The organism is Bradyrhizobium erythrophlei (genome assembly GCF_900129505.1).
Lineage (GTDB): Bacteria > Pseudomonadota > Alphaproteobacteria > Rhizobiales > Xanthobacteraceae > Bradyrhizobium > Bradyrhizobium erythrophlei_D.
The window spans coordinates 5,170,495-5,195,762 of sequence record NZ_LT670818.1; the positions used below are offsets into that span (position 1 = coordinate 5,170,495).

Here is a 25,268-nt window from a genome sequence, read left to right on the forward strand (position 1 = left end):
CGCCCCGCGAGATGAAGAAATTCATTCCGCGGGCTGCGCCACGATCTTCGCCGCCGGCTTCGGCGCGCCGATCCGCAACCTGCGGTCCGACAATGACAGCGCGCCGCCGAAGGCCATCACCAGCGCCCCGAGCCAGATCAGCAGCACAAACGGCTTGTGATAGAGGCGCAGCGCGATCGAGCCGTCGGCATTGCTGTCGCCGAGCGAGAGATACAGCTGGCTGACACCGCGCGTCAGCAGCGCGGCCTCGGTGGTCGACATGCCATCGCGCGACGGGAACACCCGCTTCGACGGCTCCATGATTCCGATCACACTGTCTGCCTTGCGCACCGTGAAGTGCGCGGCGGTCTCGCGGTAATTCGAGCCGTCGCGGCTGACCATGCCGTCGAAAGTCAAATCGTAACCACTGATGGAAACGCTCTGCGTCGGTTTCAGCGCGATGATGCGTTCGCTTCCCCAGGTGCTTGCGCAGACAATTCCGATCATCGTGACGCCGAGTGCAAAATGCGCCACCGCCGTGCCCCAGGCCGAGCGCGGCAGACCGGCCGCGCGCCGTCCGATCTTTTCGATCGACAGGCTGCGCAGATCGACGCGTTCCGCGACGTCCGTCAGAGCGCCGGCCATCACGAACAAGGCAAGGCCAATACCGAACGGCGCCAGCACGGCTTTGGTGCCCGCGACGGCGAAGGTCGCGGCGAGCCCGACCATCGCGACCGCGCATGCCGCGAGCAGGCGCTGCGCGACCCCATAGAGATCGCCGCGCTTCCATGCCAGCAAGGGCCCGAACGGCACCGCGATCAGGAGCGGGATGAACAGCGGCCCGAAGGTGAGGTTGAAGAACGGCGCGCCGACCGAGATCTTGTCCCCGGTGAGCGCCTCGAGCACCAGCGGGTAGAGCGTGCCGACGAACACGGTGGCGCAAGCGGTCGCCAGAAACAGGTTATTGAACACCAGCGCGCTTTCGCGCGAGATCGGCGCGAACAGGCCGCCCTGCTTGAGCAGCGGCGCGCGCCAGGCGAACAGCGCGAGGCTGCCGCCGATGAACACCATCAGGATCACCAGGATGAAAAGGCCGCGCGCCGGATCGTTCGAGAAGGTATGGACCGAGGTCAACACCCCCGAGCGCACCAGGAAGGTGCCGATCAGCGACAGCGAGAAGGTGAGGATCGCCAGCAGGATGGTCCACACCTTGAGCGAATTTCGCTTTTCCATCACCACGGCCGAATGCAACAGCGCGGTGCCGGCGATCCACGGCATCAGCGACGCGTTCTCCACCGGGTCCCAGAACCACCAGCCGCCCCAGCCGAGTTCGTAATAGGCCCAGTAAGAGCCCATCGCGATGCCGAGCGTCAGGCACATCCAGGCGAGCAGCGTCCACGGCCGCACCCAGCGCGCCCACGCCGCATCGATACGGCCTTCAATCAGGGCCGCGACCGCAAAGGAGAAGGCGATGGAGAAGCCGACATAGCCGAGATAGAGCATCGGCGGATGCACCGCGAGACCGAAATCCTGCAGGATCGGGTTGAGATCGCGGCCCTCGACCGGCACCTCGGCCAGCCGCCGGAACGGATTCGAGGTGAAGAGGATGAACAGATAGAAGGCGCACGCAATCCAGGACTGCACCGCCAGCACGTTGGCCTTGAGCGTGGACGGCAAATTGGTTCCGAACCACGCGACCAGCGCGCCGAACAGGGACAGGATCAACACCCACAGCAGCATCGAGCCTTCATGGTTGCCCCAGACGCTGGTGAACTTGTAGATCAGCGGCATCTGCGAATGCGAATTCTCGAACACATTGGCGACGGAAAAATCCGAGATCACGTAGCAGTAAGTGAGCGCGCCGAAGGCGATGGCCACGAAGGCGAATTGCGCCAGCGCGGTCGAGTCGGCGAGCTTCATCAGCGCCACGTCGCCGTTGCGGGCGCCGACGACCGGCGACCACGACTGGATCAGCGCCAGCGCCAGCGCCAGTACCAGCGCGTAGTGACCGAATTCAGCGATCATGACGAAGACTCCCGGTTCATCTCGCGCTCTGCTTGACGGGCGCCGCGGTTTCCTGCCAGTGCCCCTGCTTCTTCAGGGTATCGACGACTTCGCGCGGCATGTAATTCTCGTCGTGCTTGGCGAGCACCGTATCGGCGGTGAAGGTGCCGCCCGGCTCGACATGACCCTCGGCGACGACGCCCTGTCCTTCGCGGAACAGGTCCGGCACGATGCCGCGGTAGCTGACCGGGATATCCTTGTTGCCGTCGGTCACCTGAAAGCGGATCTGCAGATTGTCGCCACGCTCGAGGCTGCCCATCTTCACCATGCCGCCGAGGCGGACGCGCTTGCCCGGAGCGGCCTTGTTGTCGGCGATGTCGGTCGGCGAATTGAAGAACACGATCGAGTCGCGCAGCGAGTTCAGCACCAGTCCCACCGCGATGGCGAGGACGCCGAGGCTCGAGCCGATCAAAATCAGGCGCCGCTGTTTCCGTGTCATCAACCTTCCAGTCCGAGCTCTTTGGTCAGTTCGCCGATACGGCGCAGATTATCACTGTTTCCGGCAAGCGCATTGCGGGCATTGGCGGCCGCGGTCAGCGCCTTGTCACGCTCCCCTAGCACAGAATAGGCCTTGATCAGGCGGAGCCAGCCATCGACATCGGAACCGTTTTCGGCCATGCGCTGGGCAAGCCGCGCAACCATACCCTCTATCATGATGTTGCGCTCGGTCGGCGCCATCTGCGCGGCGGCGGCGACCTGGTTCGCGTCCGGCCCCACCGGCGCGACGGCGATCGCCGACGGCGCCGGGCCGGCGCCGGCCGGACCGGCCGCGCCCGGACCGGAAGCGACCTCGGCCTCGAGCCCCTGAAGACCCTGGTCGAGCCGCTGCAGCGCCTCCTGGTCGCTGGCCAGCGCCGCATGCGCATCGGCAATGGCCGCCTTGACCTTTTCGGTCCTTCCCAGCACCCGATAGGAGCGCACGAGCTGGATCCAGCCCGGCACGTCGGATCCGTCGTTCTTCAGGCGTTCGGCCAGACGCGCGACCATCGCCTCGATGGCGTCGCCATTGTGCTCGGGTGGCGCGACCGCCGCCGCTGCGGCCGGCGCCGCGAACGACGGCCCCTTCTCGTCCACCCGCGCCAGCGCAGCCCTGACCATCGGCAGCCACTCCGCGCCCTCACGGGCGCTCGAGATCAGGGCGGTCCATCGCTTCGCCGCCTCGTCGCGGCGGCCTTCCTGCTTGGCGCTGAGCCCGAGATAATACTGCGCCATCACATCTTCGGGATCGGCGGCGTTGGCGCGCTCGAACAGGCCCTTGGCCTCCGGGGTGACCGCGCCATTGGAGGCCACGACGATGGCTTCGCCGAGATCCCCAAGCCGCGCAGCATCCGGGCCGAAGATCTCCAGCGCGTTGCGCCCCGCCCTGACGCCGTCGTCGAAGCGTCCGAGACGGAGATAGACCGGCGCCAGCAACTCCCAGCCGCGCCCGTTCTCGGGATTGGCTTCAAGATACTTCTCGACCTCGGCGACGGTCTGCTCGATCCCTTCGGGAAGCTGCTTTCCGCTGGCCTCCGCATTCATCGAGACGGGCACCAGGTTCGGCGATCCCAGCGAAAGATAGACAAGGCCTGCGCCGAGCGGCAGCACAATGATCGCGGCGGCGAGCGTCGCCCAGCGGTTGCGGAGGGCCGGAGCAGGCGCAGCGACGGTGCTTACGACCTTGGCGGCCTCCGCGGCGACGATCAGGCGGCGCGAGACCTCGATCCGCGCAGCTTCGGCCTCCACGCCGCCGATCAGGCTGGCGGCCTCGTCGCGATCGATCTCGTCGAGCTGGTCGCGATAGACCGCGACATCGCTTCCCGAACGGACGGACTTCTGACGGCGTGCGAGCGGCCACCAGACAGCGGCCACCGCGCCAAGCGTCATCACTGCAAGGATCGGCCAGAGGATCATCTAGTCACTTTACCCAGTGCTGCCCAAGCAGCCTTGTTTGCCAACGCGGATACCAACCAGATGATTTATTCCAGCTAGGAATAGCGAGGAGCTAGTCAATGCAGCGAATTCGTTACGCATCTGTTGCGCAACTCATTTCTGTTCACAGCACCTAAGCTCACCTTAAAAAACGGGCCGCGGACGGGCCTTGCGGCCCGAGTCAACAGGGAGCAATTGCCCGATGTCGGGCATCTTCTTTCTAATCCGCGTACGCCTTGCGTGCTTGTGCTGCCTTGTCGCTCTTAACCAGTTCTTGCGCCAATTTACTCTGCCAAAGCCGAAATAGCACCTTCCCGCAGATCGTTGCAGGATTAGATCCAGGCCCGTGGCAATTGCGCCACTTATGCCGCCACCAAGGCGGCGATACGCTCCTTCGCTCGGGCTTGGGCTATGGAGCTCAAGGATCGAGGTATCCGTGTTAACGCTCTTTCGCCGGGAACTGTCGACACGCCGATCCAGTTCGGGAGCAAGGAAAAGGCAGACGACGCCAAGGCATTCTTCTCTGGATAACGCCCCTCGGTCGTATCGGCAGGTCCGAAGAGACGGCATCGGCCATTTTATTCCTCGCTTCGGACGCGAGTAGTTATTCTGCTGGGTTCGATTGGGTGGCGGTTGGCGGCATCGCGCAGGTTTGAGTTAGGAGGTTCGGCCCGCCGGCATTGCGCAATCTCCGCGAAGTCCGAGCAATACAGCAACAGACGGCATCCTCTAGCTCGATTACCGTGCCGGTTGGGTAGCTTCGCTCCTACCGTTGGCCCGAATAGCATGGCGGGGAGTATGCGCGAGTATTAGCGAGGTTGAACCTGCATCGATTCCAGCTCCAGGTGCACCATGAATTATGACGCGTATTTCTGCCAGCGACTCGATGAACTGCGTAAGGAAGGTCGGTACAGAGTCTTCGCCGATCTGGAACGCAAGGTAGGCAGGTTTCCTCGCGCAACACTCCGTTCCGCCTTCGGGAAAAAGGAGGTGACGGTCTGGTGTTCTAACGACTATCTCGGAATGGGACAGCATCCAGTCGTGCTGGCAGCTATGCACAAAGCACTCGACAGCTGCGGGGCGGGTGCCGGCGGTACACGCAATATATCGGGCACCAATCACTACCATGTCCTCCTCGAACGCGATCTGGCCGACCTTCACCAGAAAGAGGCAGCACTTCTGTTTACTTCAGGCTATGTCTCGAACTGGGCTGCGCTTGGCACGCTCGCGTCGTGCATCCCGGGTTGCGTCGTGTTTTCTGACCAACTGAATCATGCTTCTATGATCGAAGGCATTCGAGGTAGCCGTGCTTCGGTTAGGATCTTCGCACATAATGATCTCTCGGATCTTGCGCGTAAACTCGCTGAGGTCGACGCTGATGCGCCCAAGCTGGTAGCGTTTGAATCGGTCTATTCCATGGACGGGGATATCGCACCGATCGCGGAGCTATGTGATGTTGCCGAAGCATATGGGGCCATGACCTATTTAGACGAGGTGCATGCTGTAGGTCTTTATGGATCGCATGGTGGTGGCGTGGCTGCGCAACAGGGTTTGAGCAATCGGCTGACTGTGATTGAAGGCACGCTGGCTAAGGGCTTTGGGGTCGTCGGCGGCTATATCGCAGGTTCGGCAGCATTGTGCGACTTTGTGCGTAGCTATTCGTCGGGCTTCATTTTTACGACGGCTCTGCCGCCACACGTCGCGGCTGGCGCGCTGGCGAGCGTGCGCTATCTCAAATCAAGTTCGACGGAGCGGGAAGCCATGCACAGCCGAGTCGCCTCGCTCAGGAATCGACTCGATGACGTTGGCGTGCCGCATCTGCGAAATCCCAGTCACATTGTGCCGGTAATGGTAGGAAACTCCGACCTCTGCAGGCAGATCAGCGATGTCCTGCTGAATGAATATGATATCTACATTCAACCCATAAACTACCCAACGGTCCCGCGCGGAACAGAGCGACTTCGTATCACCGCGTCACCTTTTCACTCCGAGGCGGATATCGAACACCTAACTACTGCGCTCGCCGAAATCTGGTCGAACCCTTGGTCGAGTATTTCTCGTTTCGCGACGTTCCTGGCACAGGGTCGTGTAGAGAGAGGGCAGCGTTTCGCAGCGTCGGCCTTCCAACGCCTCAGGTAGCGGAAACAATCGATGTCAGTTGAACCATGGGCGGCTTGTTGGAAAGTTTTCTCCAACATTGTTTCGAGTCTATCAACGCTATCCAGCAAGAGCGGGAGGCAGCGAAGGTCCGTGGCGGTTGCGACTGGTGTTGGGGAGCCATGACGCTAATCGACTTTGCCAATCCGACTAGGTTCCTGTCGCTGACGGCGCGGCTGTTGCCCTTTCTCGCGGCGGCAACCACTATCCTACTCATGGTCGGCCTCTATCTGTCGGCGGCCGCACCGGACGATTACCAGCAGGGCGCGACTGTCAAAATCATGTTCGTCCACGTGCCGAACGCATGGCTGTCGATGTTCGTCTGGGCTGTGATGAGCACATCCGCACTCGGCACCCTGGTGTGGCGGCATCCGCTCGCTGACGTCGCCGCCAAGGCCGCAGCGCCCATCGGCGCCAGTTTCACCTTTATCGCGCTCGTTACCGGCTCTCTGTGGGGCCGGCCAATGTGGGGCACCTATTGGGAATGGGATGCGCGGCTGACCTCTGTGCCGATCCTGCTCCTGATGTATCTGGGCCTGATGGCGCTGTGGCGAGCGGTGGAAAGTCCCTCGCGCGCCGCACGTGCTGCCGCGGTGCTGACCCTGGCCGGCGCGATCAATCTTCCCATCATCAAATTCTCGGTCGACTGGTGGAACACGTTGCATCAGCCGGCCTCGGTGCTTCGGATGGGTGGACCGACACTCGATCGCACCTTCCTGATCCCGTTGTTGGTGATGGCCAGCGGCTTCACGCTGCTGTTCGTCACGCTGCACGTGGCCGCGATGCGCAACGAAATCCTGCGGCGGCGTGTGCGCACCCTTCAAATGATGCAGGCATGCTCCTCGTCAAGCGACGTGAGCGCGGCTTCGCCTGCCTCGCAACCGGCATAACGCTCCATGTCGCTCGGACCCTACGCCTCCTTTATCGTGACCTCCTACCTAGCGGCTGCATTGGTAGTGGCGGTGCTGACCGCCTGGATTGCGATCGACTACCTCAACCAGAAGCGTCGCCTGCGTGAGCTCGAGGACAGCGGGGTAGTCCGGCGCTGCGGGCGCCGCGCGACGGAGCCGTAGATGACCGGACAGGTGACATCCAAAGCAAGCCCGCAGCGCCGCTCATGGCTGATGGTGCTGCCGGTGATCGTTTTTCTCGCGCTGGCCGCTTTGTTTTGGCTCCGGCTTGGCGATGGCGATCCCTCGCGGATTCCCTCCGCCTTGATCGGACATCCCGCGCCTCAGACGTCGTTGCCGCCACTGCAGGGCTTGCTCAGCGACGGCGCCCAAGTGCCGGGGCTGGATCCGGCAAAATTCGAGGGCAAGGTCAGCGTCGTCAATGTCTGGGCGTCCTGGTGCGTGCCCTGCCATGACGAGGCGCCCCTACTGACCGAGCTTGCCAAGGACAACCGACTACAGTTGATCGGCATCAACTACAAGGACGCTCCCGACAACGCTCGGCGCTTCCTCAGCCGCTATGGCAACCCGTTTGCCTCGGTCGGCGTCGACGGCAACGGCCGCGCGGCGATCGAATGGGGTGTCTATGGCGTGCCGGAAACGTTTATCGTCGGCCGCAATGGCGAGATCACCTACAAACTGGTCGGCCCAATCACGCCGGACAACATAGACAGTGCGCTCATGGCCGAGATCGACAAAGCGGTCAATGCAGCTTCGATCTCGCGAAAACTCTGGTCAGCTGATTAGGCGCCAGGTTCTGTCCTAATTAGGACACTCGCTCTGACACATTAGGACGCTCCATTAGAGTGTACGCCTTTGGTCGCTGGCCTCGTGGCATCGTTGGCGCAAACTCCCGCTAGGTGGTAAGCTGAAGCCTCACGATGTGATCGCCAGGAGGGCCTAGCTATGAATCACTTTGCAATCCCATCCATCGCCCTCGTACTCCTACTCTGGGTCGCACCAGCTTCCGCCCATGGCTGTCATCACGGTCGGCAATATACCGCTAAAGAGGGCTGGCATAGACATGGAACGCAGTGCGAGCTGCGCCACGGAATCGGGGTCAAGCACAAGGCGGCGCGGCAAGCCGCCGACACTCGTGACAGGGAATTAGGACGCTAATCTGTTCAGGGGCTCTTTGTGGAGAGATTCATAAACCTGAATGACATCCTCTCGCTCCTCCGGTTTCAGATATTCCGCCTCTCGCACCTCAAGTTTGTTAGGTTGGCTCCCCCGATTTTTCCTCCTCGAAGGTAACAGCGGTGGCCGCGACCGCCGACAGCCTCACCGTCCGGCCCTCGATATCAGCGACCAGTCCTAGGTCAATATGGTGATGATGCCCCTTGTGCCGTCCTTCGCCGCTGTCGGCCTTGGCCAGCCTGATCCTGCCCGCTATTATGCGATCCACAATTCCGATGTGAACACCATCGGCTCCGACCACCTCCATATTCTTCTTGATCCGACTTTTCGTCATGTCTCTTCTCTTCGTCTCAGAGTTTGTGCTTTGCAGAACTTCCTCGAGCCGTTTTATCATAGTTCAATCCGCGCTTCCTGATCGGCAATACGCTGCGCCACCAGATCATCGTCTGCAGCACCGGAGTAGGCGGCCGGCTGCCCGATCAGCTCGACGGTTTTCCCTTGCGACAGCGATCTGGTCGTCGATGTCGGCAGTATCGGCGATGATGTCGGGCATGAACACTCCTCTTTGAGCTCGACCGGCGGTGCAAAGATAAATGCGGCCGGCCGAATATCGACCGGCCGCAGCGAACCGGTCTGGGGGCGGGAGGAAACACCGGGCGCCCGTAAAACTACTCGGCGAGCCCGATCGACGCTTTCTCGATATTGCCGCAACTAGAGTTCATTTGCGGCAATTCGGAGAGGTGCATTCGCCCTTGCGCTCTCCATATATGTATACTTGTGCCGGCGGCGACATCAGCCGGTTTTGCACTACCACTAGAATCGCAGGTATCGCGCGCCGGTCATCTCGAGCCACAGACCGCGCGGCGTATCAACCGCTCTCATCAGGTCGCTCTCGCAGTCTGCACACTTCAAGACCGCACCCATCGGAGATGCATGCAAGGTCAGGGATCCCACGCCGCTCACGCAATCGCATGAATCGCATCGAATCTTCGCGAGTGTGATATCGGGAATGAAGATCCGCTGCAGGAGACTTGCCGCGACATTGCCCTCGAGCAAAAGATCGGAGACGTTATTAGCCATGGTATCTATCCTCCTGATGGACCGAATCGCTCTGTCTTGATGCTGAGAGGGTCAAATCCTATTTCTACAAGAAGACTGGCAGCGGTCTCGACGAAGGTGGTGGGACCGCAAACATAGATCGTCGGGTTATCTGCGGGTGGAAACCAGTTTGCTGCAAGCAAGCCTTTATTGATTCTTCCCCGGTGGCCCCTCCAGTCCTTGGGTTGCTGGCGGGTAAGCGCGTAAACAAGGCGAAAGCTGGAATCACGGCTTATCATCGCCTCGAGCTCGTCTCGGTAGACTATATCTTCCCAACTTCTAGCCGAGTAAATCAGTAAGGCCGGAGGGCGGCTTGGCAACCTGTCGCGGTGACGAAGCATCGACATCAACGGCGTAATACCCGTTCCACCAGCGAGAAGATAAACCGGCCTCCTTGCGGCGCCGGTCCAGACGAAATATCCACCGATAGGTCCCCGAAGCTCAAGTTGGTCGCCGACGCGTAGCTCATCAAGAAGATAGGGAGAAACCTCGCCATCTTTCATTCGCTCGACGGTCAACGCAAGCAATTCGTCTTCAGGTGGAGAGGCGATGGAATAGCTGCGCTGCGCTTGATAGCCGTCCTCGGCTGTGAGCCTGATGTCGACGTGCTGGCCCGACAGGTGTCCTGGCCAGTTGGCTGGCTGCAGCATGAGACTCTTTACGCGGCTCGTTTCCGCCACGACGTCGCGCACCTGAGCCAATTGCCACTCAAGCCGTTTAGGTGGAGAAGCGGGATTAATCTCCGTCATATCTCTGCTCTTTCCAGGGGTCGCCGTAGTTGTGATATCCCAGTGACTCCCAAAAGCCGCGCTCGTCCTTCGGCATAAATCGGATCCTGCGCACCCATTTCGCGCTCTTCCAGAAGTAAAGATGCGGCACCAACAGGCGAGCTGGCCCGCCGTGAGCGGGCGGGATCGGTAGGCAGTCATAACGCGTAACGATCATACCCTTGCCCCCGATCAGATCAGCAACAGGGACGTTCGTTGAATAGCCACCGTCGCAATGAGCCATGACATAAGGTTCGGGAGGCTCCGAAAGTCCGGCTGCTTTGAACAGATCATCGAAGGTGACGCCCTGCCAAATCGTATCGAGCTTCGACCATTTCGTGACGCAATGAATATCAGTCTTGACGGTAGTCTGCGGCAGCGCTTCGAATTCGGCCCAATTCCACACCCGGAGAAGAGAACCGCCAAGTTGAAGAGCCAAATTCCAGTTTGCCCCTTTGGTTTGTGGCGTTGGGCCCGCCGAAAGAATCGGGAATTCGGGTGTCAGGTACTGCCCGGGCGGCACACGATCCTTCGTCGTTTGCTCGTTTCGCTTCGACCTAAACCCGCGAGAGATGTGAGCCTCATCGTCCATGGAATCATACCTTTCTTCGCCGTGAGTGCGCCGCGCGAGAAGGACTGCGACGCATTTATCCGGTCGCCCGCCGATCGGTCGGCCTACACTTGATGCAAAAGCCTTCACCTGTCGATGGGCGCTAAGCCAAATGCATCAAGATTGAAAAAGCGAGCGCAATCGCCGACGAGCGCGGCACTCACCAGTACGGTATCTCCTGTCTCACTCACGATGGGAAAGCTCATCGGCCGTCGACGCGACCTCGCGTCGGGCCAAAGTCGCAGGAGAGAAAGAGATGCGTATCGGATTTCGGACAGCCGCCGTCGTCGTTATGAGTAGTGCGGTCGCGACGACCTTGTTCTTTGGATCGCTCAACAATAGCAATGCGCAGACTGCGCAGACCAGGACTCGTTACTTGCCCGAATACACAGCCGACGGGCAGCTTCTTCTGCCGAAGGACTTCCACGAGTGGGTCTACGTAGGGTCCCCGCTTACGCCGAATGCGCTGAATGACGGCCATGCTGGTTTCCCGGAATTTCACAACGTCTACATCGAGCCGGGTTCGTATGAGATCTACAAGAAGACCGGTCAATTTCCCGAAGGAACGATCCTGTTCAAGGAGCTTCAACTTACACTGCCTGGCGAGAACCCAGACGGATCGCGAACCGAGCCCTCGGGAAGAGGCTATTTCCCTGGGCCTTTCAACGGCGCCGATGTCACAGTCAAAGATTCCAAGCGTTTTGCCGAAACTAACGGATGGGGATATTTCAATTTCAATCATCATGAGCCAAAGGCTCCGATGGCGAAAGTGAAGGCGAAGGGGGAATGCGCGTATTGCCACATCGCAAGCGCGAAAAAGGATGAGGTGTGGACCCAGTTCTATCCGCTGTTGGACAAGTGACGTGCTTCTTCACTCAACTGAGGGTGGCACAGGAAGGACTGAGTCATGAGAGCCATTCGAGTCTTTAGTCTCGGCATTTCGGGAATTGGAGTGATCATTGCGATCGCGGCGCTCAGTTCAATGCAGGCGACTGCGATTGGCGGCGCCTCGCAAACGGAAGCTGCGGTCGACGCGGCGGGTAACCTGCACGTTCCGCGTGACTATCAGACCACCTATCAGCAGCTCGGAAGCTGGGCCATAGCGGCTGATGAAGGCCGAGGCGCGAAGCAGCTACACGTCGTGCTCGCATCACCGGGATCAATCGAGGCCTATCGCAAGGACGGCCGATTTCCCGACGGAACGGTGCTTGTGAAAGAGGTGTTGGAAGCCGCTACGAAGGAAATGACGACCGGTACTGTCAGCCACGCCGAGAAGTTGAAAGGCTGGTTCGTCATGGTGAAGGACAGTGCCGGCCGCTATCCCGGCAACGCTTTGTGGGGCGATGGGTGGGGCTGGTCTTGGTTCGACGCTGCCAACCCCACAAAGACAACATCCACCGACTATAGAGCGAATTGCAAGTCCTGCCACGTGCCGGCGCAGGCGACGGATTGGATCTACGTCGATGGATACCCTGCATTGAAGCGATAGAGGGGACGCTTCGTGGAGAGTCTCAGACCTACCCCTTAGTCAAACCCAACCAAAGGAGTGCCAGATGGCGAAAGAGGCAATGATGATGAAGGACATGTCCATGGCAAAAGGACACCCCGGACATCTCTACATTCAAACCAACGAAATCGAGAATGCAATTATCCACTACGAGCGGAGCGCGACTGGTGCGCTTACCGAGGTAGAGCGGATCGGCACGCGTGGTGCAGGCTCAGGCGAGTTCAAGCCGATCAGCGGCCAAGAAAGCGCACCCAACGCGTTCGAAGGTGCGGGAAGCGTCATCATCACGCCGGATCGGCGCTTCCTGTTTGCGACCAATGGCGGCGACAATTCGGTTTCCACCTTCCGTATTGCCGACGACGGCCAGCTTACCCTGGTGGACGTCAAAGCCACCGGCAATCCGGTTGAAGGACGGAGTGGCACCGCCAAGTCGCTGGCCTTTTCTCCAAAGACCCGCACGCTCTTCGTGCTGCACTCGTTCGGCCCCGACCATCTCCGGCTCATGTCCGTCGACGTCGAAGGCAAGCTCAAGCTGCGTCCGGAACGGTACACGGTCAACACCTATAGCAAGCGGAACCGCGTGGCCACCATGGTCGTGGTCTCGCCCAATGAGAAGTTCGTCCTTGTCGGCACCACCTTCGATGAGCCGATCGCTCTCACCGGCTTGTATCCGGACGGCTCGCCCATTCTCTGGGTCCAGCGCGCTGGCGGCGCATTCCACTCAATTGCCTCGAATGCGCCAGATCCCGACGGCCTCGCCGTATTCCCTCTGGAAAAGGACGGCTCTCTCGGGACCGCCAGGTTCCTCGACGCGGGAGGAGGCTCTCCGTTCTACATCGCCTTCCTGCACGGCCGGCCGGATACCTTTGTCGTCGGATATGCCGTCAGTGACGGGTGCGCCATGGCCACCATCGGCGAGGACGGCACGGTCAAATTCGGCCCGCTGGTGAAGATCGACACGAGCGCAGGCCTGCCGTCCGAGCTGTGCTGGGCGGTAGTCTCCCCTGATGACCGAACAGTGTACGCGACGAACTTCGGCTACAGCAACATCAGCAGCTATCACATCAACGGTCGCGGCCTGGAGATCGCTAAGGACCCCGCGTGTCCGAAGGTCCCGGGGGACGGCACTGCCAGGGGACTCAACGGAACCGTGACCAGCGGCCCTAGCGACAACTGGCTCACACCGGACGGTGCCTATCTTTACCAGATTTACGGCAACGCCTCGAAGCTCGTGGGTTACGCCACTCAACCGGATGGTTCGCTCAACGAGATTACCAGCGTCAAGATTCCGTACAACAGTCCGCAGGGGCTTGCGGGATTCTGATTCCACTATCGCAACACGGGCTCGGGCGTGACCGGCTTGGCCAATTGTCACGCCCACCTCGTTTTGCCAGCGTCAACCGCAACCTCAGCTAACGCGCTCAGGAGTTTATCGACGCGATGTTCGAAGCAACGCACCAGCGTAATCCTGGCGAGGACTCGGGTCATCCTGGAGCCTTCGGCGCGCACGGAGGAAATGTGCGCGACGTCGATCTGGAGCGAGCCAACGGAGTTGGCCGGATCGTGCTCGTTGGTTCAGAGAGGGGTACCCGAATCGCCGATGTTTACCAGAAGTTTCCCATAGGCCTCGTATTTCCAAGGATCGGCGACGATCTGGTGAAAGAGGCCGTCATCATAAACTCGTCAGGCGGCATTGCCGGTGGAGATCGGCTCGAAATTGAAGTGGTGGCGCTCGACAATGCGTCGGCCGTGGTCACAACGCAGGCTGCGGAAAAGATCTACAGGGCACTGGATCGACCCGCGCTGGTTGCGACAAAGTTGAAAGCGTGCGGAACGGCAAGGCTGGCTTGGCTCCCGCAAGAAACAATCGTCTTTAATCAGGCGCGCATTCGTCGCCAGACGGAGATCGATCTTTGCTCAGGAGCCGAGCTGATTGCGCTCGAATGGTTGGTATTCGGTCGTGCTGCGCGCGGAGAGGAAGTCGTTAGTGGCCACATATCGGACAGTTGGCACATCAAAAGGGATGGCCGCCTCATCTGGGCGGATAGTTTCCGCGTCTCAGATGAGGTGTTCGCGCAGCTGCCCAGAAGGGCACTGCTCTCCAATTGGAAGGCCGTTGGAACGCTCATCTATTTCGGACCTAGTCTTGATGCACGGCTGAGGATTTTGCGCGAGATAGCGGCTTCGCTCGATTGCCGGTGCGCCGCCACGATCGTCGACGCGATCATCATTGTGCGCGTAGCCGCAGCAGCAAGTGCCGATCTGAGGCGTGGGCTGCGTAGCTTGCTGGAGCAATTCAGTCGAGAGCTTGGAGCGGGCCCGTTCGGGGTGCCGAAGATGTGGTCGTGTTAGTGGCCGTTACGGGACGGAGAAAGCCTTGAATCTTACACCGCGGGAAAAGGACAAGCTAATGATAGCTGTCGCAGCGATGGTTGCGCGAGGGCGGCTCGCGAGAGGCCTCAAGCTCAATTATCCCGAGAGTATCGCACTGATTGCGGACTTCATCCTGGAGGGAGCGCGCGACGGGAAATCGGTCGCCGAACTCATGTCCGAGAGCGGCCGAGTACTGTCTCAGGACCAAGTCATGGAGGGCATTCCCGAAATGATCCGCGAGATGCAGGTCGAAGCCACATTCCCCGACGGAACGAAGCTTGTGCCGGTACACAATCCGATTCGATAGGAGCTCTCGATGCGATTAGTCCTGATCTGCATTATATTGTCCGAAGCGTTGATCTTCCCGGCCTGCGCCCATTCCGGTGTAGGGCCTGGCAATTCGTTCAGTTCCGGAGTTGCGCATCCTCTGAACGGGGCAGACCACCTCATCGCTATGACGATGGTCGGCCTCTGGAGTGTGTTCACCGGTGGCCGTGCCGTTGTGGTATGGCCGGCAACCTTCGTGGCAGCGATGTTGGGCGGCTTTGCAGCGGCGAGCTCGGGTTTGCAAATGGTTTTCGTCGAGCAGGCCATCTGCTTGTCGGTCGTCTTGCTGGGAGTGTTCGTTGTGTTCGGAGTACGGGCGCCGGTAGCCCTGGGGGCCGTGATCGTCGGTCTCTTCGCGTTCTTCCATGGGCACGCTCATGGAACGGAGGCGGCCGCAGCCAGCAGGCTTATCCCCTATGCCGCAGGTTTCGCGCTCGCAACCTCTGCGCTCCATGCTGTCGGCATCGTAGCTGGTTTCTGCTTGCGGAGCACGCTCGGAAGGCTCTTGCTGCGCGCGGCGGGTGGATGCGCGGCCGTGGTCGGATTGTCGTTATTGGGAGGCTGACGTGATCCCTGGCGAGATCTTTCCAGCATCCGAGGAGATTGTCCTGAACAAGGATAGGGCAGCTATCTCTATTGAGGTTGCCAATACCGGAGATCGACCTATTCAAGTGGGTAGCCACTATCATTTCGCCGAGACAAATGCGGCTCTCGCTTTCGATCGGAACGCCGCTGTCGGTTGTCGCCTCGATATCCCGGCCGGGACGGCCGTGCGATTTGAGCCGGGGCAGTCCCGCGAAGTTTCATTGATCCCTTATACCGGTGCCCGCGTAGTCTATGGCTTTGGCGGCCGGGTGATGGGGCCTCTGCCGCCCGTAGGCGGCACTTCGGCTAATTCTGGCAATTGAGGTAACGAAAATGCCCCACATAATGCGCCGCGCCGCCTACGCGCAGATGTTTGGCCCGACGGTCGGGGACAAAGTTCGTCTCGCAGATACTGATCTGCTCATCGAGGTGGAGAAAGACTTCACGACCTATGGTGAGGAGGTAAAGTTCGGCGGCGGGAAAGTCATTCGTGACGGCATGGGACAATCGCAACGTACGCGCAGCGAGGGAGCGGTTGATACAGTCATCACCAACGCCCTGATTCTTGATCATTGGGGGGTCGTGAAGGCGGACATCGCTATCAAGGATGGGCTCATTTCAAGGATCGGGAAGGCCGGCAATCCCGATGTGCAGCCCAACGTCGATATAATCATCGGACCTGGTACCGAGATCATCGCAGGAGAAGGCAAGATCATCACCGCTGGGGGTATCGACACCCATATACACTACATTTGCCCGCAGCAGATCGAGGAGGCGCTCTATTCAGGTCTAACAACTATGATGGGCGGGGGAACCGGACCGGCGGTAGGTACGGCGGCAACAACCTGCACGCCAGGCCCTTGGCATATCCAGCGGATGCTCGAGGCGGCCGATGCTTTCCCGATGAACCTCGGTATTTTCGGTAAAGGTAACGCGAGTCTGGCCGCTGGCCTCGTTGAGCAGATCGAAGCTGGTGCGTGCGGCCTCAAGTTGCACGAAGACTGGGGCGCGACGCCCGCTGTTATCGACTGCTGCCTTTCTGTCGCGGACGACATGGATGTGCAAGTCCTGATCCATACCGACTCGCTTAATGAGGGCGGTTACGTGGAAAAAACCATCGCCGCATTCAAAGGCAGAACGATCCATACGTTTCACACTGAGGGCGCCGGAGGCGGACATGCGCCGGATATCATAAAGGTGTGTGGCGAAGGGAATGTTATCCCGGCTTCGACAAATCCGACGCGGCCCTACACGGTGGATACGCTCGATGAAGCGCTCGATATGCTTATGGTTACACATAATCTCGATCGTCGAATTCCGGAGGACGTCGCCTTCGCTGAGAGCCGCATACGCAAGGAGACGATAGCCGCGGAAGACATTCTGCACGATCTGGGAGCACTCTCAATCGTCTCGTCAGACAGCCAAGCGATGGGGCGCGTCGGTGAGGTGATTACCCGTACGTGGCAGACAGCCGATAAGATGAAAAAGCAGTTCGGGAGGTTGGCTGAAGAGAATGGTGGTAACGATAATTTCCGAGCGCGGCGCTACGTTGCGAAATACACGATCAATCCCGCGATAGCCCAGGGCATTTCCACCTACATCGGCTCGATTGAAGTCGGGAAGCTCGCAGACATCGCAATCTGGGATCCGGCCTTTTTCGGCGTTAAGCCCGACATGGTTCTCAAATCCGGCACGATCGCTGCGGCTATCATGGGCGATCCTAACGCTTCTATTCCCACTCCCCAACCTCAATACTATCGGCCGATGTTCGGCGCGTTCGGCCGTTCCCTGGGCAAAAGTTCGGTGACCTTTGTCAGCCAGGCTTCGCTGGAAAAGACAAGGCAGCTCGGGCTTGCGAAGCAACTGCTTCCTGTCTCGAACACGCGCAAGATCGGTAAGCATTCGATGATTATCAACAACGCGGTCCCTCACATGGAGGTCGATCCGGAAACCTATGAGGTGCGCGCAGATGGCCGGCTGCTGACGTGCGAACCCGCGAAGGTGCTGCCAATGGCTCAACGCTACTTTATGTATTGACATGCCGACACGTACTCACAACGCGCAATGGACGAGCATCATGACGAGCGAGGAGTTCCGGTGTTCGCCTCTATCATTCTTGCGACTGCAAAGCTGGCTTTCGCCGACCTTCCCGAATGGCGCCTACAGTTACTCGCACGGTCTCGAATGGGCTGCCGAAGCTGGTCACGTCCATGACCGCTCAAGCCTGGTCGATTGGCTCGAGGCGGATCTTTGTTACGGATCCGGACGCAATGAAGCAATCTTTTTCAGCGAGGCATATCGCAGCGCAATCGACAACGACCGGGTTAAACTGATGCGGGTCGCGGAGCTGGCGGCGGCCGCCCGCGGGACATCGGAATTCGGGCTTGAATCGTCGCAGCAGGCGACCGCTTGCCTCAACACACTCCGCCAAGTGTGGTTCGATCGGATCCTGGATTTCTTCTCGGACATGCAGTTTCAACCGGTCCTGGCCGTTGTCCTCGGCGCTCGCTCGGCAAGGGAGCGGATTCCGGTGCGCCTGGCGCTTCCGGCTTTTCTGCACAGCTACGTTGCCAATTTGGTAACCGCCGGCGTGCGGCTAATCCCCCTCGGGCAAACCGACGGTCAACTCGCTATCGCGGAGCTTGAGAACGCCATATTGTTCGCAAGCGCGCAAGGAAGGTGCGCCACGCTCGACGACCTGGGTTCAGCGGGATTCATGGTCGAACTCGCCTCCATTGCGCACGAAACCCAGTATACGAGGTTGTTCCGGTCATGAAGACGGTTGAAAGCGAAAAGCGGCTTCTCCCCAACAGGTCCGCTCCCGCACATCACGGCCCGCTCCGCGTCGGGATCGGGGGCCCAGTCGGCTCGGGCAAGACCGCGCTTATAGAGGCTTTATGCAAGCATCTCCGGGATTTCTACGACCTCTATGTGATAACCAACGACATTTACACCAAGGAAGACCAGCTCATCCTGACCCGCGCGCAAGCGCTACCGGCAGACCGCATCATGGGCGTTGAGACAGGCGGCTGCCCGCATACGGCGATACGTGAGGACGCCTCCATGAACCTCGCCGCGATCGAGGATATGAATTTGAAATTCCCGCAAGCAGATCTGTGTTTCGTGGAATCGGGTGGCGACAATCTCGCGGCAACCTTTAGTCCCGAGCTCGCGGACTTGACTATCTACGTGATCGACGTCGCCGCAGGTGAAAAGATCCCACGCAAAGGTGGCCCCGGCATAACGCGCTCCGATCTGCTCGTGATCAACAAGATCGATCTGGCTCCCTTGGTGGGTGCCAATCTTCAGGTTATGGAATCAGACGCCCGACGAATGCGAACTACGCGGCCGTTCATTTTTTCCAATCTGAAGTGCGGACAGGGGGTCGATGAAATCGCCGGCTTCATTCTCGAGAAGGGCGGGTTGGCCGCAACGACCCTCTAAGCTTGAAGCTTGCTTACCCGGCAACTCCACTCCACCAGCGAGTTCGATCTCCTGATGCGGTTTGTCCGGATTATCGACTCGTAGTCCCACCGCTGTCACGGGCAAGCTTTGCGGCGTTGAGTGCTTCGGTCGCGCCGACGTAGCAGATGGGTTGCTTGTTAGCATCGTTGATCATGCGCCAGAGAACGCCCTTCGCGCTCACTTGCCGATACTGCGCGTACCAGGCGTCCCTACCTTCCGGCGTTTTGCCGGGGAAAGCACGGATATCTTCGCTGCCCAAGCAGAGCGTGACGGCGCCTGGAGGCGGAGCATGGCAGCCGAATTCCCTGCGAGCTTCGCGGAAGTTCAACACCTCGGCACCTTGAGCCTTACGCTCGGCATTCTTTTCGGCCCAGAAGACACAGAAATAAGCATCAGACATTTGGTTGGCTCGTTGCCGTAGGCTCAAGCAGCGAGGGACCGTCTTTAAGACAACCCGACCGCTCCTCTCGCGGTGCCTATGATGGATCGATTTCAACCCGAAGGCGACAAAGAAGGCCGACCGGAGCGAAGTCCATTTCGACCCGTGCACCAGACAGCACTTTTGAGATGAGGCGGAGGCCAAACCCCTCGTGCCGGGGCTTGTGCACCTCTGGTCCACCGTGCTCGCGCCACTGCACGGCGAGAGCGTGATCCCCACCATCGGAACGAACATCCCAAAGCACTTCAACCGCTCCGGACGTAGACGCCAGGGCGCCGTGCTTGCTGGCGTTAGTCGCGAGTTCGTGAAAGATCATGTGAAGCGATAAAGCAAGGCGTGGTTCAAGCACGATGTCGGGTCCGGCGACAAGGATTCGATCGCGCAGAAAGGTGACATGTGGCTTTAGGGTTCGTTCGAGCAATTCCGCTAGAGAGACGCGATTCTCTCGCGCGCCCTCGATCAGGTTGTAGGCGTCTGATAAATTTACGAGCCTGGCCATGAGAGCGACGCGATAGTCGTCTGCCGTGCTGGCCTCAGTATTCTTGACGAAACATTGAACTACAGTGACAAGATTGCGAATACGATGCTGAAGTTCTTTGGCCAGCAGTTCAAGTGACGCGTTGCGCTTTGAAAGCGCAACCTCATAAGCCGGAATTGCCGTCGCGCTTTCAAATGAATCGGAGATGGTCGGTTTCATATGTTTCACTTGTTGCGGGGGGAATTAACACAATGTTGCTAACAACCGCGACAGATGGTCAGCTTTCTATCGAACCAAGCGTCCAGAAGCCTCTGCCTCGCGTTAAAAATCGTGGCGCGCTCTTGTACGGCCTCTTCTCCGGCGGAGTTCGGAGCAAAGGTGCTCCCGCGTGGCTGTACGCGAACGTTCTCAGCCAGGCCTACGCCCGCCCCTGGTGGCGTAACCGAGGCTGGTTCGGCCATTGCAGCTAGAGGTGTGACAGTGAAGGCCAGGAGAACCGTAACTCGTGAAAGTAAATGCATGATCGCACCTTGGAAGATAGACGACCCATTCTCATCGCACTGAAGTCACTCTCTAAGTGGACGAGACCGGCTGAATGGGCTTGGGTTCGCGCGCGCAACGAGTGACCTGCGGGTGCTTATTCCGCGCCATTTTTTGGATGTGTCCACTATGAATCGACTTGCTGCGACACTGCCGCATTGGCGTCAGAGGGACGCCATTGCGAAATTGCCTGCCTATGATGATTGTTTATGCGCGTGGTGCAGTGCGGCTGTCGCTGATTGCATGGTCAAGACAAAACCTAGCGCCGCACAGGTGGCTTGTGGTGCTGCTGATCTCTCAAACATTTCCAAACCTCACTTTAGTGGGGACGAAAGTCCCGCGTATTATGGGCGGACTCGATCCTGCCTGCTATTTCAGGATTGTTGCGGTTGAAGAGATCTTGTCAGATTAACGCGCGCTGCGAACATACTCCCGCTGCTAGGTAGGATCGGCTCCGTGCCGCTGCCATCGAAAATTTCTCCCAGGTTCCAGTCACTTCGCGCTGAAATTCAATTTGAGTAGCGGCTGTAGCGTTTCCTGGCGACATAGTGGCAGTGTCGCGGATTGATAAATTGCCGAGCCCAGCGATCGAGGTGGCGTAGCCAGCAACTGACAATGCAATTGCCTCTCGACGGCTATAGCCGGGGAAGGGCCAAGAATGGACGTTGGTTTGTGTGACTAAAACCAAAAGGGAACTGGGAGTAACCTAGGTCGGAATAGGGCGGTGCGGAGCTCGGGGTTATAATCTCGGATAGGTAGCATGTCGCATAAGAAGCAGTCAGTAGGTGAAATCGATGATGACGAGCACGCCGAGCGTAAGCCCCGGAAGAGTAAACTCGCCAGATGGTGGTACAGATCGAGCTGAAGTTGACTTTCGAGATTTGGAGCAGATCAGACCGCCGGTCGGTATCAAATCCTGGCAGTCAAGTGACGATAGGTTTCTTCATCCCACTGTCCAAATTGCGCCGGTCGATTCCGTAAAGCGTCTCGGTACTGGTCGTCCCGGTTGGTTCGTGGAGAACGTACATGCGCCGATTGGAAGGAGGGTCGAACTTCAATTTCAAGGTCCTGTTCACCTCTTGGCAATGTACAATGAGGGAGGCCGCCGGGACGGGGAAACTTCAATTGACGGATTTGCGCCGTCCAAGATTCGGAATGTTGCGAAGAAGCTTACGTTCGTCCCGGCCGGTTGCGGCTATCGAGAGTGGCTTGAAACCGCCGCGTCCACCCGCTTGACGTTTCTGTATTTGGATCCAACCGTCCTCCGAAACGATGGAGGAGACGACTATGCGGCGAGAATACATTTCGAGGACTCCGGTGTTTGGGAAACCGCAACCAAGTTGAAAAGCGCGATCGAGAATGGGCAAGCAAAGAGAACGCTCTACCTGTCCGCTCTCTCTAGCGTGCTCGCAATTGAGCTGTCCCGCTGTTACGATAACGCTGCTCGTGATACGGCCCTGAATCGTGGAGGCCTGGCTTGTTGGCAAAAGCGAGCTGTCGTGGGCTATATTGAAGAACATCTAGGCGAACAGATTTGTCTCAGTACGCTTGCGCAACTCGCCCGTCTAAGCCAGCACCATTTTTGTCGGGCCTTCAAACAATCTTTCGGGGTTCCGCCGCATCATTACCACGTACAAAGGCGCATTGAACAAGCCAAACTGCTCTTGGCAGATCGATCAATCTCGATCACGGACATCGGGTTTACGCTTGGCTATTCTCAAACGAGCTCGTTCAGCGTGGCCTTTCGCAAAAATACAGGCTGGACACCGAGCGAATATCGCAGGGAGTTCAAATAGAGCGACAACACGCGTCACCTCTCGCGGGAGCTGCTTAAGCCCGACCTAAGTTGGGCCAAATGTTCATTCCCGGGCGGAATAAAGCCTAATCCACCGACCTCACTACCGATCGCCAAAGTCTCCTTTAGGTTCTTCGCACGAATTCGACGAACGCAGGCCGCCTTTTGGCCCCCGGGGGCGGCGTTTGCAGCTTCGCATTTGGCGAACAAGCCAAGGAGACCAAAATGATCGACCTCTACTACTGGCCCACGCCGAACGGTCACAAGATCACGATGTTCCTGGAGGAAGTGGGAGCCGACTACACGATCCATCCGGTCGATATCAGCGCCGGCGACCAGTTCAAGCCCAACTTCCTCGCCATCTCGCCGAACAACCGCATGCCGGCGATTATCGATACCGCGCCGGCCGACGGCGGCGAGCCGATCGGGGTGTTCGAGTCAGGCGCCATCCTGTTGTACCTGGCCGAGAAGATCGGCCGCTTCCTGCCGAAGGACGTCCGCGGCCGGAACACCGCGACGGAGTGGCTGTTCTGGCAGGTGGGCGGACTGGGACCGATGGCCGGACAGAACCACCATTTCGGCATTTACGCGCCGAAAAGGATTCCTTACGCGATCGACCGCTACGTGAACGAGACGAGCCGTCTGTACGGCGTTCTCGACCGCCATCTCGAAAACCGCGCGTTTATCGCCGGCGACGACTACGGCATCGCCGACATGGCTTCCTATCCGTGGATCGTTTCCTGGAAGCGCCAGCAGCAGAATCTGGACGACTTCCCGAACCTGCGGCGCTGGTTCGACACGGTGCGCGCGCGCCCCGGGACGCAGCGGGCCTACGCGAAAGGCGAGCCGTACTCGAGCCGCCCCACAGTCACCGAGGAAGGCAAGAAGCTCCTGTTCGGCCAGACCGCCAGTAGAGCGCCGGCAGAGGAGAGGCGTATGAGCCCAGCCCGACCGGCCCTATTTTGTCTCCCGCCCGGCTTCCCGGCGTAGTTCAAGCAAGCTTGCATTAATGGCCACGATGATCGTGCTCAGCGACATCAGAGCTGCGCCGATGGCCGGGCTGAGGAGGATGCCCCAGGGATAGGCGACACCGGCGGCCAGCGGAATGGCGATGACGTTATAGCCCGTCGCCCAGAGAAGATTCTGGACTATCTTCCTGTACGTTGCCTGCGAAAGCTCCAGGATTGCAAGTACGTCCCGGGGGTCGCTGCGCACGAGGACTACGTCCGCCGACTCGATCGCTACGTCCGTCCCCGCGCCAATCGCGATGCCAAGGTCGGACTCGACCAGCGCCGGCGCGTCATTGACGCCATCACCGACCATGGCCACAGCGAGACCGTTCGCTTTAGTCTCCCGTATTCTTTGCACTTTCTGATGCGGCAAAGTTTCGGCAAAATACTCGTCGAGTCCAAGTCGCGCGGCGACGGACCTGGCGACCTCTTTCGTGTCGCCAGTGACCATCATGCACCGTATACCCGCCTCCTTTAAACGTGAGACCGCATGGAAGGACTCTTGTCGGATTACATCGGCTAGAGCGATGGCACCCACTAGCCTGTCGTCGATGAGTACGTAAACCACCGTATTTCCGTCATGGCCGAGTTGCTCAATCCGCTCGCTTCGGACAGCAAGCCCATGCTCTCGAATACAGCCGGGGCTCACAACCTTGACGGTACGCCCGTCGACCGAGCCTTGGGCACCGCGTCCCGGCAGACTCATGAACGCCTGGCCGGATTTCGGCTCGATGCGGCGTTCCTCGGCAGCGCGCACCACGGCTCGGGCGATCGGATGTTCCGATTGAGTTTAGACACCGATGGCCCAAGCAAGGACTTCATCTTCGCGCAGGTCAGCCAATGCAACCACCTCCGACACGCCGAAGCGACCCTCGGTTAAGGTTCCGGTCTTATCGAACAACACAGCGCCCAGGGTACGCGCGCGCTCGAAGGCGGCGCGATCGCGGATGAGAAGGCCGCTCTCCACCGAGAGTCGCGTGCTGACTGCCACGACTAGCGGCACAGCGAGACCGAGCGCATGGGGACAAGTGATGACCATCACCGTAACCATTCGTTCGAGCGCAAAGTCGAAGGCTTGACCAAACCAAAGCCACAGAATGAGCGTTGCGGCACCTAGCAAGAGGGCAATGCAGGTCAACCAAAGCGCCGCGCGATCAGCCAAGTCCTGTGTGCGAGACCGCGTTTCCTGGGCCTGCCTGACGAGACTGATGATCTGATGCAGATAGGTTTCATCGCCGGTCTTGTGTACCTCAAGGATGACGGCGCCCTCGCCATTGATCGCTCCGCCAACTGCGTCCTGCCCCTCGATTTTCTCGACGGGGCGTGACTCCCCCGTCAGCAGCGCTTCATTGAAACTTGATCGGCCCGTGAGGATGATACCGTCCGTCGGGACGCGTTCGCCCGGCCTTACCAGGATGCGATCTCCGGGGCGTAGCGTCGCAACAGGAATGTCTTCCGCGTGGTCATCCGCCCCCAAGCGGTGCGCTGTCGCGGGCAGGAGCTGCACCAGCTTTTCCAGGGCTCGCGACGCTCCAATGACTGACCTCATCTCGATCCAATGCCCGAGAAGCATCACGTCGAGAAGACTTACCAATTCCCAGAAGAACACCTTGCCAGGGAGGCCAAATATGACCGCGCTCGAATAGGTGAACGCCACGGTGATCGCGACGCTAATCAGCGTCATCATTCCGGGCTGCATGTTCGACAGTTCGCTGACAAGTCCTGAAAGGAACGGCCAGCCGCCGTACCAGAAAACGACGGCAGAGAGGCCAAAGAGTAGGTAAGAGTCGCCAGGGAAGGCGATCCAGTGCAAGCCGAGAAGGTTTTGGATCCCAGGTGAAAGCGCGAGGACCGGAAATGTCAGTACGAGCGAGACCCAAAACCGATGCTGAAAATCGGTGACCATCGCCGCATGGTTATGTCCAGCATGGACGTGATCTATAAGAGCATGCTGCATGGATCCGTAAGTCGTCGGCTCGCGATCGCTTCGTTGCCTAGGTACGACCGTGTTCATTGGGCAGCCCGTCGCTCATGAGTGGACGATGCGTTAATAGGGATCGCATGGTGACGTCGTTC

The 25,268-nt window shown here is 59.3% G+C and carries 28 protein-coding genes and 1 pseudogene; 18 read left to right on the plus strand and 11 right to left on the minus strand.

Annotated features, from left to right (window positions below; genetic code table 11):
• Positions 1-21: 21 nt before the first annotated feature.
• From B5525_RS23915 to ccmI, 3 genes are read right to left on the minus strand one after another with little or no spacing between them, the layout of a single operon-like run.
• Positions 22-2,004: a heme lyase CcmF/NrfE family subunit gene (locus B5525_RS23915; RefSeq protein WP_079566950.1), complete on the minus strand. Its 1,983-nt coding sequence runs from the start codon at positions 2,002-2,004 to the stop codon at positions 22-24.
• Positions 2,005-2,020: 16 nt separating this feature from the next.
• Positions 2,021-2,482, minus strand: a complete 462-nt coding sequence (ccmE, locus tag B5525_RS23920) for a cytochrome c maturation protein CcmE (protein WP_079568208.1) — start codon at positions 2,480-2,482, stop codon at positions 2,021-2,023.
• Positions 2,482-3,936, minus strand: a complete 1,455-nt coding sequence (gene ccmI / locus B5525_RS23925) for a c-type cytochrome biogenesis protein CcmI (protein WP_079568209.1) — start codon at positions 3,934-3,936, stop codon at positions 2,482-2,484. Before ccmI ends, ccmE begins: the two co-directional genes overlap by 1 nt.
• Before the next feature lie 402 nt (positions 3,937-4,338).
• On the opposite strand from ccmI, the gene B5525_RS46535 reads away from it, so the two are divergent.
• The 5 genes from B5525_RS46535 to B5525_RS23950 all read left to right on the plus strand — a co-directional run bounded on the left by B5525_RS46535 (position 4,339) and on the right by B5525_RS23950 (position 7,808).
• Complete coding sequence (locus B5525_RS46535) at positions 4,339-4,485, plus strand: SDR family oxidoreductase (protein WP_244568073.1); 147 nt, start codon at positions 4,339-4,341, stop codon at positions 4,483-4,485.
• A gap of 321 nt (positions 4,486-4,806) precedes the next feature.
• On the plus strand, positions 4,807-6,093 hold the full coding sequence (hemA, locus tag B5525_RS23935; protein WP_079568210.1) for a 5-aminolevulinate synthase: 1,287 nt from the start codon (positions 4,807-4,809) through the stop codon (positions 6,091-6,093).
• Between the two features lie 140 nt (positions 6,094-6,233).
• A complete protein-coding gene (locus B5525_RS23940) occupies positions 6,234-7,001 on the plus strand; it encodes a heme ABC transporter permease CcmC (RefSeq protein WP_079568211.1) in 768 nt (255 codons plus the stop codon).
• Positions 7,002-7,007: 6 nt separating this feature from the next.
• Entirely contained in the window at positions 7,008-7,184 is a 177-nt protein-coding gene (gene ccmD / locus B5525_RS23945; RefSeq protein ID WP_079568212.1) for a heme exporter protein CcmD, read from the plus strand.
• Complete coding sequence (locus B5525_RS23950) at positions 7,185-7,808, plus strand: DsbE family thiol:disulfide interchange protein (RefSeq protein ID WP_079568213.1); 624 nt, start codon at positions 7,185-7,187, stop codon at positions 7,806-7,808.
• Between the two features lie 469 nt (positions 7,809-8,277).
• Here B5525_RS23950 and B5525_RS23960 read toward each other — a convergent pair whose 3' ends face one another.
• The 5 genes from B5525_RS23960 to B5525_RS23975 all read right to left on the minus strand — a co-directional run bounded on the left by B5525_RS23960 (position 8,278) and on the right by B5525_RS23975 (position 10,655).
• Positions 8,278-8,532, minus strand: coding sequence for a DUF2171 domain-containing protein (locus tag B5525_RS23960; RefSeq protein WP_079573717.1), 255 nt, complete (start codon positions 8,530-8,532; stop codon positions 8,278-8,280).
• A gap of 56 nt (positions 8,533-8,588) precedes the next feature.
• Entirely contained in the window at positions 8,589-8,909 is a 321-nt protein-coding gene (locus B5525_RS45450; RefSeq protein ID WP_172899779.1) for a hypothetical protein, read from the minus strand.
• Positions 8,910-9,011: 102 nt separating this feature from the next.
• On the minus strand, positions 9,012-9,278 hold the full coding sequence (locus B5525_RS46540; RefSeq protein ID WP_079568215.1) for a DUF6510 family protein: 267 nt from the start codon (positions 9,276-9,278) through the stop codon (positions 9,012-9,014).
• 5 nt (positions 9,279-9,283) lie between these two features.
• Entirely contained in the window at positions 9,284-10,045 is a 762-nt protein-coding gene (locus tag B5525_RS23970; protein ID WP_079568216.1) for a ferredoxin reductase, read from the minus strand.
• On the minus strand, positions 10,032-10,655 hold the full coding sequence (locus tag B5525_RS23975) for a molybdopterin-dependent oxidoreductase (protein ID WP_079568217.1): 624 nt from the start codon (positions 10,653-10,655) through the stop codon (positions 10,032-10,034). The genes B5525_RS23970 and B5525_RS23975 overlap by 14 nt, the downstream gene beginning before the upstream one ends.
• Positions 10,656-10,929: 274 nt before the next feature.
• On the opposite strand from B5525_RS23975, the gene B5525_RS23980 reads away from it, so the two are divergent.
• From B5525_RS23980 to ureG, 10 genes are all read left to right on the plus strand, one after another.
• Positions 10,930-11,535 (plus strand): cytochrome P460 family protein, encoded by a 606-nt coding sequence (locus B5525_RS23980; RefSeq protein WP_079568218.1) that lies wholly within the window; start codon positions 10,930-10,932, stop codon positions 11,533-11,535.
• A 90-nt stretch (positions 11,536-11,625) separates the two neighbouring features.
• Positions 11,626-12,162, plus strand: a complete 537-nt coding sequence (locus B5525_RS23985) for a cytochrome P460 family protein (RefSeq protein WP_244567561.1) — start codon at positions 11,626-11,628, stop codon at positions 12,160-12,162.
• Between the two features lie 64 nt (positions 12,163-12,226).
• A complete protein-coding gene (locus B5525_RS23990; protein WP_079568220.1) occupies positions 12,227-13,504 on the plus strand; it encodes a beta-propeller fold lactonase family protein in 1,278 nt (425 codons plus the stop codon).
• Positions 13,505-13,620: 116 nt separating this feature from the next.
• Positions 13,621-14,532 carry an urease accessory protein UreD gene (locus B5525_RS23995; RefSeq protein ID WP_079568221.1) on the plus strand — a complete coding sequence of 304 codons (912 nt, stop codon included), beginning with the start codon at positions 13,621-13,623 and terminating at the stop codon, positions 14,530-14,532.
• A 25-nt stretch (positions 14,533-14,557) separates the two neighbouring features.
• Positions 14,558-14,860, plus strand: coding sequence for an urease subunit gamma (locus B5525_RS24000; protein WP_079568222.1), 303 nt, complete (start codon positions 14,558-14,560; stop codon positions 14,858-14,860).
• A 9-nt stretch (positions 14,861-14,869) separates the two neighbouring features.
• Complete coding sequence (locus B5525_RS24005) at positions 14,870-15,445, plus strand: HupE/UreJ family protein (RefSeq protein WP_079568223.1); 576 nt, start codon at positions 14,870-14,872, stop codon at positions 15,443-15,445.
• Position 15,446: 1 nt separating this feature from the next.
• Entirely contained in the window at positions 15,447-15,788 is a 342-nt protein-coding gene (locus tag B5525_RS24010) for an urease subunit beta (RefSeq protein ID WP_079568224.1), read from the plus strand.
• A gap of 10 nt (positions 15,789-15,798) precedes the next feature.
• On the plus strand, positions 15,799-17,502 hold the full coding sequence (gene ureC, locus B5525_RS24015) for an urease subunit alpha (protein WP_079568225.1): 1,704 nt from the start codon (positions 15,799-15,801) through the stop codon (positions 17,500-17,502).
• 40 nt (positions 17,503-17,542) lie between these two features.
• Complete coding sequence (locus tag B5525_RS24020) at positions 17,543-18,241, plus strand: urease accessory protein UreF (RefSeq protein ID WP_079573719.1); 699 nt, start codon at positions 17,543-17,545, stop codon at positions 18,239-18,241.
• On the plus strand, positions 18,238-18,909 hold the full coding sequence (gene ureG / locus B5525_RS24025) for an urease accessory protein UreG (RefSeq protein WP_079568226.1): 672 nt from the start codon (positions 18,238-18,240) through the stop codon (positions 18,907-18,909). The genes B5525_RS24020 and ureG overlap by 4 nt, the downstream gene beginning before the upstream one ends.
• A gap of 70 nt (positions 18,910-18,979) precedes the next feature.
• Here ureG and B5525_RS24030 read toward each other — a convergent pair whose 3' ends face one another.
• Together B5525_RS24030 and B5525_RS24035 are read right to left on the minus strand one after the other, a co-directional pair.
• Positions 18,980-19,330 carry a hypothetical protein gene (locus B5525_RS24030; RefSeq protein ID WP_079568227.1) on the minus strand — a complete coding sequence of 117 codons (351 nt, stop codon included), beginning with the start codon at positions 19,328-19,330 and terminating at the stop codon, positions 18,980-18,982.
• A 76-nt stretch (positions 19,331-19,406) separates the two neighbouring features.
• Positions 19,407-20,066 carry a sensor histidine kinase gene (locus B5525_RS24035; protein WP_079568228.1) on the minus strand — a complete coding sequence of 220 codons (660 nt, stop codon included), beginning with the start codon at positions 20,064-20,066 and terminating at the stop codon, positions 19,407-19,409.
• 517 nt (positions 20,067-20,583) lie between these two features.
• Between B5525_RS24035 and B5525_RS44305 the strand changes: the two genes are divergently transcribed.
• The 3 genes from B5525_RS44305 to B5525_RS24045 all read left to right on the plus strand — a co-directional run bounded on the left by B5525_RS44305 (position 20,584) and on the right by B5525_RS24045 (position 23,172).
• Positions 20,584-20,799, plus strand: coding sequence for a hypothetical protein (locus B5525_RS44305; protein ID WP_154073392.1), 216 nt, complete (start codon positions 20,584-20,586; stop codon positions 20,797-20,799).
• 382 nt (positions 20,800-21,181) lie between these two features.
• A complete protein-coding gene (locus B5525_RS24040) occupies positions 21,182-22,183 on the plus strand; it encodes a helix-turn-helix domain-containing protein (protein ID WP_244567562.1) in 1,002 nt (333 codons plus the stop codon).
• Positions 22,184-22,407: 224 nt separating this feature from the next.
• Positions 22,408-23,172, plus strand: a complete 765-nt coding sequence (locus B5525_RS24045; RefSeq protein ID WP_079573723.1) for a glutathione binding-like protein — start codon at positions 22,408-22,410, stop codon at positions 23,170-23,172.
• Here B5525_RS24045 and B5525_RS24050 read toward each other — a convergent pair.
• A pseudogene (locus tag B5525_RS24050) lies at positions 23,140-25,206 on the minus strand (copper-translocating P-type ATPase). The gene B5525_RS24045 and the pseudogene B5525_RS24050 overlap by 33 nt on opposite strands.
• Positions 25,207-25,268 lie beyond the last annotated feature (62 nt).